The following is a 15,801-nucleotide window of genomic DNA, read 5'->3' on the forward strand; positions in this document are numbered from 1 at the left end:
CCATCGCAAGCCTCCATGTGCTTGCAACATCGAATCAGATTTTCACCTTCTTGGGAATCCCTGGCGTGAGTCAGCCTCAGCGCTCCTTGGTATTACCAGGCGATCAGGCAGCGATTGCTCGCCGGCGTCTGGCCGATGGGCCTGAGGCTCGAAACTGCCAAGCTTGCGCAAGATCTCGGCGTCAGCGTCACGCCGGTGCGCGATAGCCTCAATCGCCTGGTGGGCGAGTGCCTTGTCGATCTTGTCCCGGGCATGGGCTTCCTCGTGCCGCAAATGACGGAAGCGAAATTGTGTGATCTTCTGGACCTCAATCTACTTGCCCTTGAGAAGTCGTTGGAACTGCGCGTGCCGAGCAATCAGGAATTGTCGGTCGACCTGCCGCAAGGCGACCATGCGGCCCGAACCCAATTCGTTTTCTTCCAGATCGCGGCATTGTCCGGAAACTCCGAAATGGAAAGGTTGGTGGTTGCGATCGCAGCTCGGCTCCATGGAACGCAGTTACATGAGGCCGCCGTGCTCGGCGAAAGCGCTGAAGAGATCACGCGCATCTGGAACGAGGTGAGCGCAGCTCGCCACAGCGCCAAGCTGCTGGACATGCTGCGGCGTTACCACCGCAGACGGAAAGTCGCGGCACGGGAGCTGGTTACGCAATTGTCGTCTTGATGGTGACGGGGCCCGGCGATCGACCGAAGATCGCAGGTCGGCGCCTGCGATCCGCAACATTGCGTCCAGCATGACAGCGCATCGATCGGAATTCGCTGGTTAGGCATAGTCGCTGTTCGCCCATTCAGCGCCGTCAAATAGCGATGGGCATGGGGCGGGGCCTTGAGGATCGCGGCGCGCTCGACCGCCTTGGGGCGAGGTAAGGTGAGCAGATCCTAACCGGGTTCGAACACCTGGATCGCCGAGTGCCAAGGAAATGCCCTGCCGTTATGCACGTTTGCCTAATATGTGAAAATATCGCGGTTTCCTTTACATTCCTGACGGGCCCGCAAAGATCTCGGTCCTGTTCGAGGGGTATAGATGCGCAGCGACGCTCCGGACCGTGATCCTCAGCCGTAATGCAGAATGATGAGGTTAAAACATTGTATTCTGGACAGAACCGTTGGCTCGTGCACCGGCACAGGGTATGATGTTATTCCCATGAAAACGAGCCTTGACCACCTTCCGGCCCACAAGCAGCGCGAGATCGAACGCGTGGTGCAGATCCTCTTCGAGGAGTTCGAGGACAATTTCGCGCTCGCCTCGCACGAGTGGAAGAAGAAGGGCCGGATCCTCAAGGTCGTCCTCTATGGATCCTATGCCCGCGGCGGATGGGTCGATGAGCCGCACACGGCCAAGGGTTACAAGTCGGACTACGATCTGCTCATTATCGTCAGTGACAAGCGCCTGACCGATCGTGCCAAATACTGGTCGAAGCTCGATGACCGATTGAACCGGGAATATGGTTTGACCGGAACGCTCAAGACGCCCGTCAATTTCATCGTCCATTCGCTGCAAGAGGTGAACGACGGTCTTGCGCATGGCCGCTATTTCTTCATGGACGTCGCTCAGGATGGTATCGCGCTCTACCAGAGTGACGATACCGAGCTGCACACGCCCAAGCCGAAGACGCCGAAGCAGGCATTAAAAATGGCGCAGGAGTACTTCGAAGAATGGCTCCCCGCAGCAAATGGTCGGGTGAAGTTAGCAAAGTATGCAATAAATGAAGGCATTTTCAAGCACGCGGCATTTGAATACCATCAGGCTGTAGAAGGTCTGTATAATTGCGCTTTACTTGTCTGTACTTTCTACGCGCCACACGTCCACAATCTGGGGTTCCTGCGAACGCAGGCCGAGCGACTGGATCTCAGGTTAGTCTATGCCTGGCCTCGCGAGACGCGCAAGGAACGTGCGATGTTTGAAAAGCTGAAGGAAGCCTATGTAAAGGCGAGGTATTCCAGGCACTACCTCATCAGCGAAGAAGAGCTCATCTGGCTTGGCGAGCGTGTGGAAGAACTGGGACGCGCGGTTCACGAGATTTGCCTCGAACAACTCGCGGCTCTCCGCGCCAAAGCCGACGGACAGGCAGCATAAAGCGATTATAATCCTGACACCTGTTGTCAGGATGGCTCTAACCGATCATGTTATTGGCGCGCAGTGGAAATTCTGGCGATCGCTGCGTGGACTGGTTCCGCCAGGCATCATGTACGCCCGTCCGTCAGGACAGGCGGCCGTAACGGGCAAGGCCGCGTAGGCGCGGCTCAACGGCGGCACAGCGTTGAGACTCCAATCTGGCTGGCAACTCCGGTTCGATTGGTGCTGCCGTACGTGGTTGCAATTCGTGCCCCCCAAAATCATCGGCCCGCATGTCAGTGACCGTCCCTCGCCATCACGTGACAGCTTCGAAAATGTCCGTGTCCGGACACCGCTCGACGCAGCGTTTCGGCGTGAGAGCAGCCATCTGCTGCGCTATCTTGACAAACATGCCGGACGCGATGCTGCGCCCGACATGCTGCAGGAAATCTTTACGCGCGCAGTGGCCAGTTCGCAGGCCAGCTCACTCAGAAATCCCGCCGCATTCCTGCAGCGCATTGCGCGCAACCTGCTGATCGATCGCTCGAGGCGGCGCAAAGCCGCAGGGTGCGTGCATCTCGAGCTTGATGAAGAACTTCATGGCGCCAGCCCGCCCGAACAGGAAGCGCAGTTGCATGCAAGAGATCTGCTCAGCGCTTACGAACGTGCCGTCGATGACCTGCCGGAAAAGACCCGACGTGTTTTCCTGATGCACAGGGTAGACGAGCTGAGCTATCGAGATATCCATGAGCAACTGGGAATCAGCATCGCGACGGTTGAATATCACATGATGAAGGCGCTGGGGCACATAGCGCGGGCGGTGGACGCCGCACGATGAACGACAATGACAATGCCTTTCCGGGCAGGGGAGAGGCACTGAAGGACGAGGCCATCGAGTGGGTCGTGCATCTTCATGGTCCCGAGGCCGCGGCATTCAAAGGCAGGTTCGAGCAATGGCGCGCGCAATCGCCTGATCACCGCCAGGCCTATGAATGGGCGATGCGCCACTTTGATGCATCCGCCATTCTCAAGGAATCCGAGCAACACGGTCTGGCAAGGACGTCCCGGCCGCGTGTTGGACGCTGCATATTCCTGGGACTTGCTCTTGCCGCTGCAGCATCCGTCATGCTCGCGACCCTGGGAAACCGGCAGGCAGCTGATGGCGCGAAGCTCCTGCCCCACGATTCAGGTCAAAAGTCGGCTCTTGCGACATCCCGTGGTCAGATCCGCACTTTCGTTCTGGCCGATGGCACTTCGGTCACGCTCGATGCGCAATCGAAGCTGCGTGTCACCATGGACCCGTCGCAGCGTAGGCTTGATCTGGAGCAGGGCAGGGTGCGCGTTGCAGTCGCCCGTGATGCACGGCCTCTGACCGTTTTTGCCGGCGCCGGTGAGATCGTCGCGCGCGAAGGGGCGTTTGATGTCTCCTTTGGCAATCGCAATATCCTGGTCAGCTTCATTCGTGGCAGTGGCACAATCCAGCCCAGATCGGGATCTGTCGCATTTGCAGGTCAGCCGATGAACGCCCTGACGGGCCAGCGCTACACTTACCGCAGGTTCGATTTTGTCGGAGCCGCAAAGGTCACCACTGCGCCTGGCATCGATGATCGCCAGTGGCCGACCGGATGGTTCGAGTATCATACCGTGCCCTTGAGCGTGCTGGTCGCTGAGGCCAATCGATACGGCCAGCGGAAAATCGTGCTCGACGATGCCGGGATCGGTGCGATTGCGGTGACCGGTCGCTTCCATCTGACGAATACCGAAGGGTTTGCACAGCGCCTTGCCGAGTCCTTGCACCTGGACATGATCCGTCGGGCAGATGCCATTCACCTGACCCGCGAATGATTTTTTCGGTCCTTCACTAAGGTCTCTCGTTTTCCTGCGTCGAACTTCCCCATGAGCCCGGCGTGCTGCGCGCCGCGCCACCAACAAGGGAAGTTCGATGAGGGCAAAATCGGGAATGATCGCCGCGCTTCTGGCCGGTAGCATGGTGGGCGCAAGTCCGGTTCCGGCCTGGGCGCAAACCAAAAGCCAGGCAGCGCCGGTTTATGAGTTCAATCTGCCGGCCCAGGATCTGAGCGACGCTCTGCGCGCGGTCGTCAGGCGTGCCGGTCTCGAACTCTACGCGACATCCAGCGATGTGAACGGTGTTCGGGCGCCTGGTCTCAACGGCAAGATGTCAGTGCGCGAGGCGCTCGATATCCTGCTTGAGGGAACCGGTCTCGAGGCCGAGATTTCCGATGGTGCGGTGCTTATCATGGGGCCCGGCCAGCGGCGCGGTGCCGAGGCGGGTGAGGTCTCGGACAAGCAGATTGTCGTGACCGGAACCCATATTCGCGGCGCTATCCCGGTCGCCCCCGTTCGAACGGCCAGCCGCGAGGACATCGAGGAACAGGGGCATTCGGATCTGGGTGATTTCATCCGGTCCATCCCGGAAAATTATACGGGAGGCCAGAACCCGACCGTTGCAGGCGGCGGGTCGCAAGGCGTGGACAACGAGAATTCCAGCTCTTCCTCCGCGCTCAATTTGCGCGGCCTCGGCCCTGCCGCGACCCTGACCCTGCTCAATGGGCACAGGATGGCATACGACACGGTGTCGCAGGGCGTCGATATCTCCCAGATCCCCTTGGCTGCGATCGATCGCATCGAGATCGTCACCGACGGTTCTTCGGCGCTTTATGGTTCGGACGCAGTGGGCGGCGTTGCCAATGTCATCCTGAGGCGCGACTACGAAGGCGCCTATGTGTCGGCGCGGCTGGGCGGCTCGAGCGATGGCGGTAATTTCCAGCAACAGTACGATGCCCTGACAGGCAGTCGCTGGGACAGCGGCGGGGTCATGGTGGCAGGAAGCTTCTCCGATGTGACCGAAATCTCTGCCCGGGACCGCTCCTACACCCGCAGTCTCGACGATTCCACAACGCTCGTTCCCTGGCGGCGCCAGTACAGTCTGATCGCTGCTGGCCACCAGAATCTGACCGATCGCCTCGGCCTGGAATTCGATGCCCAGTACAACAAGCGCGTGACGCAGCTGTCACAGCCGTTCACCACGACCGCGGATGTGACGACCAATGGCCTCCAGTCGCGGCCAAAAGTCCAGTCCGCGACGGTATCGGCGGGCTTGCACTGGGACCTGGGCCATGCGTGGACCGTGTCGGTGACGGGCGTCTATGGTTTCAGCAGCAATCATATTACGTCCCATCGCTACATAGGTGGGGCCGAGACGCTGCGCACGCGGCTCAATTACGACAACGACGTTGCGACCGGCGAAGTGGCCGCCGAGGGGCCTTTGCTCGATCTGCCGGGCGGCGAGGCGCGCCTCGCTCTGGGCGCAGGCTATCGCCACATGGGTCTTGATGTCTTTGTGCGTCAGGAAACGAGCGGCACTTCGAACATCACGAAGGACATCAGGTCCGGGCGCGAGGTCTGGTTCGGCTACGGCGAACTCTCGCTTCCGCTCGTCGGCAAGGCCAACCGCATGCCACTCATCGAGCGGTTGCAGCTCAGTCTCGCGGCGCGATACGAGGACTATCCGGGAACCGCCCATCTGCTGACTCCGAAGGCCGGCGTTGTCTACGAGCCGATCGAGGGGCTGACCCTGCGGGGCGCCTGGGGCAAGTCATTCAAGACACAGACGCTCTACCAACAGTACCAGTACCGGCAAGGTTCGCTCAATCCGGCAGCCTACTTTCCCGGCTCTCCCACGAACCTGCCGGTGCTGCTCGTTGCCGGCGGGAACATCAATCTCAAGCCGGAGAAGGCAACGACCTGGAACCTGGGCTTCAAGCTTGTGCCCAAGGCGCTGGATGGTTTCGAGTTTGAAGCAACGTGGTTTGACATTCGCTACCGCGACCGCGTCGTCTCGCCCGTCTCCAGCGTCCTCGCCATCTATACCAACCCCGTTTATGCCGACTACGTCACGCTCAATCCGTCCACTGCGCAAGTGCTCGCAGCGATCGCGGATCTCCCACAGGGCCTCAATAACCAGACCGGCGAGCCATTCGATCCCTCTGCGGTCGGCGCTCTGGTCGATGCCTCGTTCCAGAATGCCGCGCGCCAGCATTTGCGCGGATTGGACCTTGCGGCGCGTTATCGGATCGAACTGGCCGAGGATGAGACCCTCAAACTCGAAGGCTCGGCCAGCTACCTCAAAAGCGATCAGCGCCTGAGTGCAGGGTATCCGTTGGAAGAACTGGCGGGCACGATCTTCGATCCGCCGCACTGGCGCGGCAGGCTTGGCGCGACTTGGCGCAAGGACAATGTCACGCTCTCGGCCTTCGGCAGCTACATCGGCGGCGTTACCGACGATCGCTTCAGCCCAATCGAACACGTAAAATCGTTCACGACGCTCGATTTCGTCGGGCACCTGCGCTCGCAGGCCCAGAGTGGCATCGGGCAAGGGGTGGATTTGACGGTGTCGATCCAGAACCTGTTCAACGAAAAGCCGGATACGATCCAGAACACGATCCCCGTCTATCCGCCGTACGATTCGACGAACTATTCCTCGATTGGCCGGGTCATCACTATCGCCGTTTCGAAAGCGCTGTGATGAAGCGCACGGCATTTATGATCGCATGCGCGGCGGTGTGTCTCGGCCTAGTCCCAATCGCTCGGGCCGCACAGGGTCAGGGACATTGCGCCGCAGCGCTCCTGCCCGGTGACGGTCACGCTGAGGTCCGAAGCCTTCGGGCAGAAGATCTGGTGCGCCTGCGCGATATGGGTGCGAGCTACGAGGTGCCGCCGTGGGCCGGCATGGTTCCTGCCGAGAACCAATCGATCGCTCTTTCTCCGGACGGCACGAAACTCGCCTTTTCGATAAGGCGCGGCAATCCGGAAACGAACGATTTCTGCCTTGGCATCTTCGTTCTCGATCTGGCCGGCAATGCCAGGCCCACCATGATCGACGAGGGCGGGGACCTCATTCGCCTGAAGAGCGAGTTTCGCGGAAAGGCTGGATATCCGACCGGGATTGCCGTGAGCCGCCTCCCGCGCTGGACGCCTGACGGAAAAGCGGTGTTGTTCCTCAAGCAGGTGGACGGGGTAGCGCAGGTCTGGCGCGCGGCCAGCAATGGTTCGGGTAGCAGGCCCGTCACCCATAGCCAAGACGATGTTCTCGACTTTCGCATCGGCAAGGACGGACATTCGCTAATCTACAAGACGCAGCCGGAACTACGCGCCGGCCTCAAATCCATCGAGCGAGAAGGGCGGGAGGGCTTTCATTACGATGATCGCTTCGCGCCCATGGCAAGCAACCGTCCTTTTGTCCCGGGACCGCTGCCTTATCGCACATGGGTTCAGGCCGACGGACCGGATGCGCGGGGCCGGCAAGCCAGCAGCGAGCAGCGGGCGCTGTTTGAACCGGGCCCAGCCGCGCCGCCGGGAACTGTCGTACAGGCAGTCTCGCGGCGCGGCGATCAGGCCTGGCTCACGGTTGAAGGCGAACACTTCCCGCCGCGCCTGGCCTTGACGGTGATGCTGCGCGATGGGCGCAAGATGACTTGCACCTCTTCGGTTTGCGATCGGTCCGTATCGCAGATCTGGTGGAGCAGCGGGGGTGGTCTTCGCTTCATGCGGCGCGAAGGTTGGGACCGCGAAGCCACCGCGATCTATGAATGGCGGCCGGGTTCAGGAGAGCCCCGACGCCTGTTTCTGACCAACGATCTGCTCGCCAGCTGCATTCCTGCAGATGAGGCTGTCATCTGTCTGCGCGAAGCGAGCAATCGGCCGCGCTACATCTCCAGGATCGCGCTACCCTCGGGCACATCGACCCAGCTCTATGACCCCAATCCTGAATTCCGCAGGCTGCAACTGGGCATGGTCGAACGGTTGCATTGGCGAAATGCCAACGGGTTAGAAGTCTTCGGCGATCTGGTCCTTCCCGTCGGGTACAAGCAAGGTCAACGATACCCGCTTGTCGTGGTGCAGTACGAATCGCGCGGGTTCCTGCGCGGCGGGACGGGCGATGATTACCCGATCCAGCTTTTTGCCGCGCATGGCTTAGCCGTGTTGAGCTTTGATCGTCCGATCGACTACGGAGCGACCGTTGGTGCAAAGACCTTGTCCGAGGCGCAAGCTGCCAATGACAAGGATTTTGCCGACAGGCAAAGTGTGCAGTCCGCTCTCGAGACCGGAATTGGGATGCTCGTGCACCGCGGCATCGTCGATCCAGCGCGCATCGCCATCACCGGGCTGAGCGACGGGGCTTCGACCGGCCAGTTTGCCCTCATTAATTCGGATCAGTTCAAGGCTGCGGCTTTCAGTTCGTGCTGCTGGGATTCCTCGCTTGCCATCAGCGTGGGGCCGGGCGCCATGCCGACTTTTGCCGATACCTATCCCAGCGTGCTCAGCGATGACGATCCGGTTTGGGGCCCGGTCTCGATCGCCAGAAATGCCGCACGCCTCGATGTGCCGATGCTGTTCCAGATTTCCGATGGGGAATTGCTGAGCACCTTGACTGGCTACACGGCGCTTCGCGATCATCATCAGCCCGCAGACATGTACGTCTATCCAGGGGAATATCACATCAAATGGCAGCCGGCACACCGCCTTGCGATCTACAGGCGCAGCCTTGCCTGGTTTGAGTTCTGGTTGGGAAGCGACGGCCCTATCGATGCACCCGATGACGAGTTGGAACGCTGGGACGAATTGCGCCGAGAGAAGGCCGGCAAGAGGAAGGCAGCTCAGGGAGCTCGTGAATGATTTTATTGACGTGCTCCGTCATCTGGATGTCAGAGCATTTCCCTTTCATGCAACCGCATCCAGTCCATTGCGCTTGATGATCGACAAGAGCCGCAGTGCGGGGCCCCCCGGCTTTTTCGCGCCGCGTTCCCAGTCCGAAACCAGGTTCCTTGACACATTGAGATAGCGCGCGAAGACGGGCTGCGAGACATGCTCTGCCTCGCGGATCGCCTTGATTTCATCAGGAGAAAGGGCTGGCGCTGGCGCAAGGCAAGCCTCGTCAAATTCGCGCATGGTGCGCTTGTCGATACTGCCTGCATCATGAAGGCCTTCCATCATCTCATGGACAGCCGCCATCGCCTCGCTCTTGTAGGTCTTTGTCCTAGCCTTGCTCATTGTCTTTCACCTCGACCAATCGGCCTGCTTCGAGTTCTGTCCCGATCTGACCCTCGCTCAACTCCAGCATAATGCCGGCTGCCTTGCGATAGACTTTCAGTTCCGCCGCACTCAGGTTCGCCTTGTCGTTCTTGGCGAAGGCAAACACGAATACGGCTCTTTCGCCCGAGCGGAAGATCAGGATCGAGCGATAACCGCCCGATTTTCCGCCGCCCTGGCGCGCGATGCGTTGCTTGATAAGTCCGCTGCCAAGATCAGCATCGATCAGGCCGGCCTCGGCACGATGCACAGAATCAGCAAGTGTGGCATCGCGGATCTTTTCCTTCGCCGCGAACTTGGCAAACCAGCGATTGGTGTAGATCCGAGTTCGTGGGTTCCTAGTCATGCAATGACGCTTTACTATCATACTTAGTGTTATGGTACAATGAGCGGGAGCTTTCGGTGATGGTCCCGCCGGAACACCCAGGCGTTCAGTTTTAATTGATTGTTGCAATGAAGGGCAAACCGCGAGCGGAACGATTAATGCGATTGCCAATGACCGATCCAGGCTTCGGCTTCGAGCAATTCGAGAATGCGCACCTGGTCAGCGCCCCAATTTGGCTTGGCATCGTTGAGCCGCTGCTCGAGGGCGCTTCGATCGACAATGCCATGCCTTGCCAGAGCCCCATCAAGCAGACGTTCGCGCATGGTCTCGCGGAAGTGCTCCAGGATCTGCGTGCCAAAGCCATCGGGTCCACCTTTCGAGACGCGATCGGTGATCGATGGGGGCATCATGTCCCGGAAGGCTTCGCGTGCGACCGATCGATTCTGGCCGTTTCGGCACCACATCCAGGAAGGGATCGCGAGGCAGGCCTCAAGGACCGGTTGCGACATCAGCGGGTTGATTACGGCCACATCGCCGAGTTGTCCGCTCCCGTCGAGGTGTCGCTGAATTCTGAGCAGAGAGGCAATATGGGCGGCCTTGCCGGGGAGGGCTCCGTCTGGCGCATCGAGCCAGGGATGGGTAAGCGCCGTCGCGTCGAGGTGAGCAAGAGCATCCCTGCTCAAGAACCGCCGGTTGGGACGCCAGCGATATTTCCGCGGGCGGCGCAGGGTTCGTAAAGCTGCCTGCCAGGCCTGACGGAGGCTGCAACCTGTCAGTTGGCAGACGTCCTTGCTCGTGTGCCAAACGGCCGATGACAGACCCTCATGCAGCAGCCTGTCGGCAATGGCGCCGGCGGATTGCGAGAAACCGAAGACGTTGTCCCCGCCATTGCCGGTCATAAACGCGGTAATGCCATGTTCGCTCGCTATCCGCGACACGGCGGCATTGTACCCTTGCGCAATGATGCGGCCAGTAGGACGCGGCATGTGAGGGCGTACAGGTCGGTCAAGGCAGATATCGGCAAGGTCATAGTGGGCCTCGACGAGCTGCATCCCAAGATGATCACAAATCTTGCGCGCAAAGTGGCGCTCGTCGCCTTCGGCGTCTTTTGTTGCAAGCGTGGCGCAAAGGGCAGGGGGCGTTGAGCGGCGCAAGCAGGTGGCGAGGATCGAGGAATCAAGACCCCCGGAAATGCCGACGAGAATCGAACCTGCCGTGCCGGCCCAGGCAACTGCCGTATTCTGCACGGCGCGGCGTAGCTGTTCGACATGGTCCTCAAACGTCACGGCACTGTTGATCATGACATGGTCCCAAGGGGACCATGCGGGCACCACCTTGGAACCGTTGGCATCAATGTGAAGGCTCGTCCCGGGCGCAAGTTCCTCAATCCCCTCCAGTGCTGTTTGCGGCGAGGGCAGATCTGCGCGGAAGAGACAGTGGGCGACATTGTCCATAGCGACGCTGGGCCTGGGGATGCCGGCACGTGTCATCGCCGCAATGCTCGAGGCCATGAGGATCCCGCCGGAATTCGGCATGTAGAGGCAAGGCATCGCAGCACTTGGATCACGCGTTACCAGCAATCCGTCGCCGCGCGGGCAAATGGCAAGGAAAGCGCCCCAGTAATTCTTCATGAGCATCGTGACTGAACCGGCATGCAGATCTTGCGCGGTCTTGGCATCGAGTTCGGCGCAGCGTTCAAGCGGTCCATGGCGGGCAAAGGCGCTGCCCAGCACGGCGTGAGTGGGTGCCGTGCTCTCGGCTATGAACGGACAGGAAACACTGACGAAGATGGCGATGGGCCCGTCAATCGTGATGCGTTGCCACCCCGTGCGCTCAGCGATGCCGCGCGCCCACTGATCAAGCAGTTCCGGCTCGCGAATTGACGCGATCACGAATTCCGGGCCGCTCATAGGATGAGGATCGGCTGATAGGTTCGCACATTCTCGAAATGGTCGTTGAGGACCACCGGACCGTCCTGGCACCAGCAATGCGCACCGAACGGATTTATGCGTACGCCAATGACCAGGCGTGGCGTATATCCCAGCCTTCGGCTCAGCCAGACGAAAGCGAGCGTGTGAGGGAGGCAATTGCCATCCTTGCCCATGAGGAGCTGTACACGCCGGAACGCCCCGGCGAGATGATCTTGTATCTGCGTGCTCGGTGGTTTCGGCTTGTGGGGGTGGTTTTGTCCGATGCGCGCAAGAAGCCAGTGAAGCGGACAAAGCCTGACCAGCAACTTGGCTGAAAAGCAGGCGATGGCGACCTGCATCAGCAACAGCGCCGGAATGGGAACTGAATTGCTATCGGGCGCGTGATCGGATGTCGCAGTGGCAAAAGCCTGGAACTCCTGCACACTGACTGTGCCTTTGAAGCCTGACAGATCGCTCATGCCAGTTTTGAGTGCGGCGAGCTCGTCGGGGGAAACCGTACCCATGACGCAATCGCCGATGGCCGAGACAAACGACGTGTTCAGCTTTTCAGGCAATGCAAAATACCGGTTCGCCCGAATATCGAGAAACACAGCGCGAGTGCCTACGCGGCAGAAATGGAGAGAGGACATGGGCGACATGACCTTGATGCAAAGACCAACAAGGTGCGCGCGCCATAGCGCGCGCACCCATCGCATCAGTCGTCGGTGAGGCCAAGAGCAGCACGTTGGCCGCCCTGCTGGTCTTCGAATGCACCCACGATGCCGCGGGTTTCTTCGGTCACCGAGCCGAGATCGACGACTTCGTCTTCAAGGGTATCAATGGTCTTTTCCATGATCTTCTCCATTCGAGATCGCGACTCCATCAGCCGCACAGGAAGAATGATCAGACCATTGGTGAAATTGAATTTTATAATGCGATTATAATTGCTTGGGAGGCGAACTGGCCGAATTTATGAAGTGACCGGGCAATGGAAAAATCCGTGCTGGAAACGCACAACGGCACCTTTAGCACAAGGCCTGGACATACGTACCGTGACCCGGTCGTGCGCCTTGCGAGGAGCTGACGCCCGGCCAAGCTGCCTTCTTGAGAATAAATCGCAAGCGCCGATGGCCGCGCTTAACATGTTTTAATTCCCGCGCGACCTTCTCTTGCGGGCGAATCCTCGATCGGTTCCCATGAAACGCTCGAGCATCGGGGCGATCAGCCGTTCGGCGGGCATGGCCTCGACCTGGTTGTTTTCTTCTGCATGGAGCCGGGCGTACTCTGCAAGATCACGCAAGACATGAGCGGGCATCTCAATCGTCACCTTCACCGGTTTGTCATCTTCGATCGGTCCAAGGCGCAGTTTGGTCATGGTAATTCCCTTTCTGGGGCCGGTTCAATGACGAGGTCGCGTGTGACGAGGACACGCAAGGGGAAACCGGGGCGAATCGCTAGGGTTGGCGCGATGTTGATTTCTCGGCCGACGATTTGCTGTCCAGCCTGGTTGATCGTGCCCTGTGTGCCGTAGCGAAGCGCCCGCGCCAGTTCGTCATCGCCGCTTGTTGTCAGCTCGGTTCCCACGCCGAGCAGCGTTGAGATGAGCGCGGCCTTGAACACGCTACCCCAATGATGATTGGTGCTGTCCTCTAGCCCTGCAGCGCCTGCCGGATCAGTTCCGGGCTGGCGATCGAGCGCAATCGAGCGGCCACCGGGCATGATCAGTCGGTCCCACGCCAGGAGAACCCGGCGCTGTCCTGCCGAAACCGAGCTGTCGTATTCACCGATCAGTCGCGAACCCTGGGGAATGAGAAGCAGGCGTCCCGTTGCGCTATCGTAGACGTTCTGTGTCACTTGCGCGGTGATCGTGCCCGGCAAGTCCGAGCGAATGGCAGTGATCAGGGCGGCAGGAATCACGCTGCCTGCCTGGAGGACGTATGCCGAGACGGGCGGGCTGACCCGTTCGGTGCTGACGAACCTGAGATCCTTGTCGGCCTTCAGAAAGGCACGCTTGCGGTCCTGTCCATCGGAAGCGTCCGGAGCGGGTAAAGGCTGAATGGAATTGGCTGTTTCGCCCATGGACGCGCTCACATTGCGCAACGCTACTGATTGGACCGGCGCGGAACCCGATCGGGCGTTACCGGCAAACAGAGCGCTTGTTCGCGCTGAATCGTGTTCTTGCCTTTCCCGTTCGCGCGCTTGCTGCGCGGCCATGGCCCGTGGATTGCGCTTTGCCTCTGCTCCCATGGCTGGGGCAGGAACGTCCTTTCCAGTTTCGCGCGCGGCCAGAATGGGGCGGCCCAGGTCTCCGGGCAGGGGCGGGCCAAGCTTGGGCACTTGGGCATAATCGGCAGGAGCTGAGGTCACCGCCTCGGCGCGATTTTGGCTTGCACCGTCATAGAGGTTGGGTGCCTGCTCACGATCGATCGGTTGCAGAGCGTAGATCAGCGCGCCGCCAATCAGGCAGCCGGCTATCGAGCCAGCGATCGCCAGTGTCTTGCGCGACAGGCGCATAACCTTGGGCGGATCTGCCCGCAGCCGAAATGCTTCTGGTGAAGCCGGCGCAGCTTGTGTCCTGGCGTCGGATGGCGACTCCTCCGCCTCCGCCTGTTTTGGTTCCGGAGGAGCCTGGGTGGTCGCAGGCTCGGCGCGAGCCGTTGTCTCAGGCGCCTTGGGCTTGGGTGCCTCGTTGGCGACGTCGGTCATGAGGGCCGGCGCGTCGATTTGGCGCGCTGCCGTTCGATCCGGACGCGCTGTTGGCTCTTCTTCGTGCCGAGCCTGAGCTCGGCTATCGAAAACAGCCTGTCGACAACCATGTATCGGCCTTCAACCCGGTAATTGACGAGTTCGCTCGAACCATCGGCTCCGCTCACGAAAAGCGGCGGCATCTCGTCGGTCGAAATCGATGCCGGAAACTCGATATAGGCCTGCCGTCCATCATCGAAGACGCGCAAGGGGCGCCACGAGGGTCTGTCGCCATCGATCCGGTAATGGAAATCGAGCGCGGCAAGATCGATGCCCGATGCGATCGGCGCAGCCGCCATGCGCCGGGCCTGGGCCCTGCGCATGGCGAACAACTCGTCCTGAGGATAGGTCCAGGAAACCGCTGCCATGTAAGTCGCCGGCGTTGCCTTGAGCTCGATGTGATATGTGCGCCGGTTCGTATTGATGACAAGGTTCGTAGCGATGTCCGGCCGTGTCGGCTTCACCAGGATGTGGACCTGTTTGGCTGCGCCAATGCCACTGATCGTATCGCCGATGATCCAACGCACCGTGTCGCCGGCAGCAACCGGTCCTTGCGAGGACAGTTCCTCGCCTGCCTGCAGCGCGATATCGGTGACCTGGCCGGGAGCGGCGTAGACTTGGTAGAGCGCACCATCGGCATAGGGGTATTGCTGGATGGCATTGAGCCAACCGCTTCCTTCCGGTTGCTTGCGGGCAGCATCATTGGCGCTGTCCACGCGGCGGCTCGGTTCGGCGGGCTGCCGCCCACGCGGCGAATGTGGTTCTGCTTTTGGGACGGGCTTCAATTGCCCTGGAAGCGGGAGCGGCGCTGGTACGCTTACGATCGCGACTTGCGGGACTTGCCTTACCTGTTCGAACGCAGGTCGCAAGACGGGCGCCGGGTCTGCAGGTCTGGCCTGAACGTGGCTGCATCCGCTGACGACAAGGGCCGGAGCCAGGAGAGCCAGACGGGCCAAGGGACAGGTTCGGGTCATTGGCTGAGTTCCTTCGACCAGTTGAAAGCATTGACGAAAAGGCCAAGCGGGTTCTTGCGCAGCGCATCGGCACTACGTGCCTCGCGCATCACGACCGTGACGATCGCCGACCAGCGCGTGGTGTCTGCCAGTGCGCCATCGACATATCGCCGCTCGGTCCATGCGATACGAAAACTGTCAGATGAGGCGCGGATCACGCTCGACACATCGACAGCGACCTGGATCTTGCCGACATGGGCGAATGGGTCGTTGGTCCGGGCATAGTCATTGAGCGCAAGTGCACCCTTCTCGCTGGCAAAGTCGTAGGCGCGCAGCCAGTTCTGGCGCAGAACGACCGGGTCGGCCGGGATCGAACGAACTTCCTCGATAAAGCGTGCAAGCTGGAAAGCGATCTGGGGATCGGATGGCGTGTAGCCTGCCTCGGCGGAAGCGATGGCTCTGGCTTCGCCGAACTTGTCGACTTCTACGACCCAGGGCACAACCCGGCCACGCAGCGACTGCACGACAAGGCCGGTCGCCAAACCTCCTGAAAGGGTAAGGCAGCCGAAAAAGGCAAGACGCCAGTTTCGGGCCTGGACACGCGCAGACCCGATGCGATCGTCCCAGACCTGGCTGGCACGCTGATAGGGCGTCATGGCCTCTGGGCTCCTGGCGTAGCGGATCGAGGGGCGTCGAAACATGC

The 15,801-nt window shown here is 60.4% G+C and carries 15 protein-coding genes; 6 read left to right on the forward strand and 9 right to left on the reverse strand.

The window, feature by feature from the left end:
- Positions 1 to 102: 102 nt before the first annotated feature.
- The 6 genes from B5483_RS21580 (at position 103) to B5483_RS21605 (ending at position 8,751) form a co-directional block, all read left to right on the forward strand.
- A complete protein-coding gene (locus tag B5483_RS21580; RefSeq protein WP_281251268.1) occupies positions 103 to 663 on the forward strand; it encodes a GntR family transcriptional regulator in 561 nt (186 codons plus the stop codon).
- A gap of 480 nt (positions 664 to 1,143) precedes the next feature.
- Positions 1,144 to 2,076: a HEPN domain-containing protein gene (locus tag B5483_RS21585; RefSeq protein WP_079731970.1), complete on the forward strand. Its 933-nt coding sequence runs from the start codon at positions 1,144 to 1,146 to the stop codon at positions 2,074 to 2,076.
- A 247-nt stretch (positions 2,077 to 2,323) separates the two neighbouring features.
- Positions 2,324 to 2,893, forward strand: a complete 570-nt coding sequence (locus B5483_RS21590) for an RNA polymerase sigma factor (protein WP_079731995.1) — start codon at positions 2,324 to 2,326, stop codon at positions 2,891 to 2,893.
- Positions 2,890 to 3,900: a FecR family protein gene (locus B5483_RS21595; protein ID WP_079731971.1), complete on the forward strand. Its 1,011-nt coding sequence runs from the start codon at positions 2,890 to 2,892 to the stop codon at positions 3,898 to 3,900. The genes B5483_RS21590 and B5483_RS21595 overlap by 4 nt, the downstream gene beginning before the upstream one ends.
- Positions 3,901 to 3,997: 97 nt before the next feature.
- Positions 3,998 to 6,601, forward strand: a complete 2,604-nt coding sequence (locus B5483_RS21600; protein WP_245829521.1) for a TonB-dependent receptor — start codon at positions 3,998 to 4,000, stop codon at positions 6,599 to 6,601.
- Between the two features lie 17 nt (positions 6,602 to 6,618).
- Positions 6,619 to 8,751 carry an Atxe2 family lasso peptide isopeptidase gene (locus tag B5483_RS21605; protein ID WP_281251269.1) on the forward strand — a complete coding sequence of 711 codons (2,133 nt, stop codon included), beginning with the start codon at positions 6,619 to 6,621 and terminating at the stop codon, positions 8,749 to 8,751.
- 45 nt (positions 8,752 to 8,796) lie between these two features.
- On the opposite strand, the gene B5483_RS21610 is transcribed toward B5483_RS21605, so the two are convergent.
- The 9 genes from B5483_RS21610 to trbF form a co-directional block, all read right to left on the reverse strand.
- Complete coding sequence (locus tag B5483_RS21610; RefSeq protein ID WP_079731974.1) at positions 8,797 to 9,126, reverse strand: helix-turn-helix domain-containing protein; 330 nt, start codon at positions 9,124 to 9,126, stop codon at positions 8,797 to 8,799.
- Complete coding sequence (locus B5483_RS21615; protein ID WP_079731975.1) at positions 9,113 to 9,532, reverse strand: type II toxin-antitoxin system RelE/ParE family toxin; 420 nt, start codon at positions 9,530 to 9,532, stop codon at positions 9,113 to 9,115. Before B5483_RS21615 ends, B5483_RS21610 begins: the two co-directional genes overlap by 14 nt.
- 113 nt (positions 9,533 to 9,645) lie before the next feature.
- Positions 9,646 to 11,472, reverse strand: a complete 1,827-nt coding sequence (locus B5483_RS21620; protein WP_245829525.1) for an asparagine synthase-related protein — start codon at positions 11,470 to 11,472, stop codon at positions 9,646 to 9,648.
- Complete coding sequence (locus B5483_RS21625; RefSeq protein WP_245829527.1) at positions 11,397 to 12,011, reverse strand: lasso peptide biosynthesis B2 protein; 615 nt, start codon at positions 12,009 to 12,011, stop codon at positions 11,397 to 11,399. The genes B5483_RS21620 and B5483_RS21625 overlap by 76 nt, the downstream gene beginning before the upstream one ends.
- A gap of 104 nt (positions 12,012 to 12,115) precedes the next feature.
- Positions 12,116 to 12,253, reverse strand: coding sequence for a benenodin family lasso peptide (locus B5483_RS23020; protein WP_176168166.1), 138 nt, complete (start codon positions 12,251 to 12,253; stop codon positions 12,116 to 12,118).
- A 294-nt stretch (positions 12,254 to 12,547) separates the two neighbouring features.
- Complete coding sequence (locus B5483_RS21635; protein WP_079731979.1) at positions 12,548 to 12,775, reverse strand: DUF2274 domain-containing protein; 228 nt, start codon at positions 12,773 to 12,775, stop codon at positions 12,548 to 12,550.
- Positions 12,772 to 14,106, reverse strand: coding sequence for a TrbI/VirB10 family protein (locus B5483_RS21640; RefSeq protein ID WP_079731980.1), 1,335 nt, complete (start codon positions 14,104 to 14,106; stop codon positions 12,772 to 12,774). Before B5483_RS21640 ends, B5483_RS21635 begins: the two co-directional genes overlap by 4 nt.
- On the reverse strand, positions 14,103 to 15,119 hold the full coding sequence (trbG, locus tag B5483_RS21645) for a P-type conjugative transfer protein TrbG (protein WP_079731981.1): 1,017 nt from the start codon (positions 15,117 to 15,119) through the stop codon (positions 14,103 to 14,105). Before trbG ends, B5483_RS21640 begins: the two co-directional genes overlap by 4 nt.
- Positions 15,116 to 15,799 carry a conjugal transfer protein TrbF gene (trbF, locus tag B5483_RS21650; protein ID WP_079731982.1) on the reverse strand — a complete coding sequence of 228 codons (684 nt, stop codon included), beginning with the start codon at positions 15,797 to 15,799 and terminating at the stop codon, positions 15,116 to 15,118. Before trbF ends, trbG begins: the two co-directional genes overlap by 4 nt.
- Positions 15,800 to 15,801: the final 2 nt, after the last annotated feature.

It is taken from the genome of Novosphingobium mathurense (genome assembly GCF_900168325.1).
Classification (GTDB): domain Bacteria; phylum Pseudomonadota; class Alphaproteobacteria; order Sphingomonadales; family Sphingomonadaceae; genus Novosphingobium; species Novosphingobium mathurense.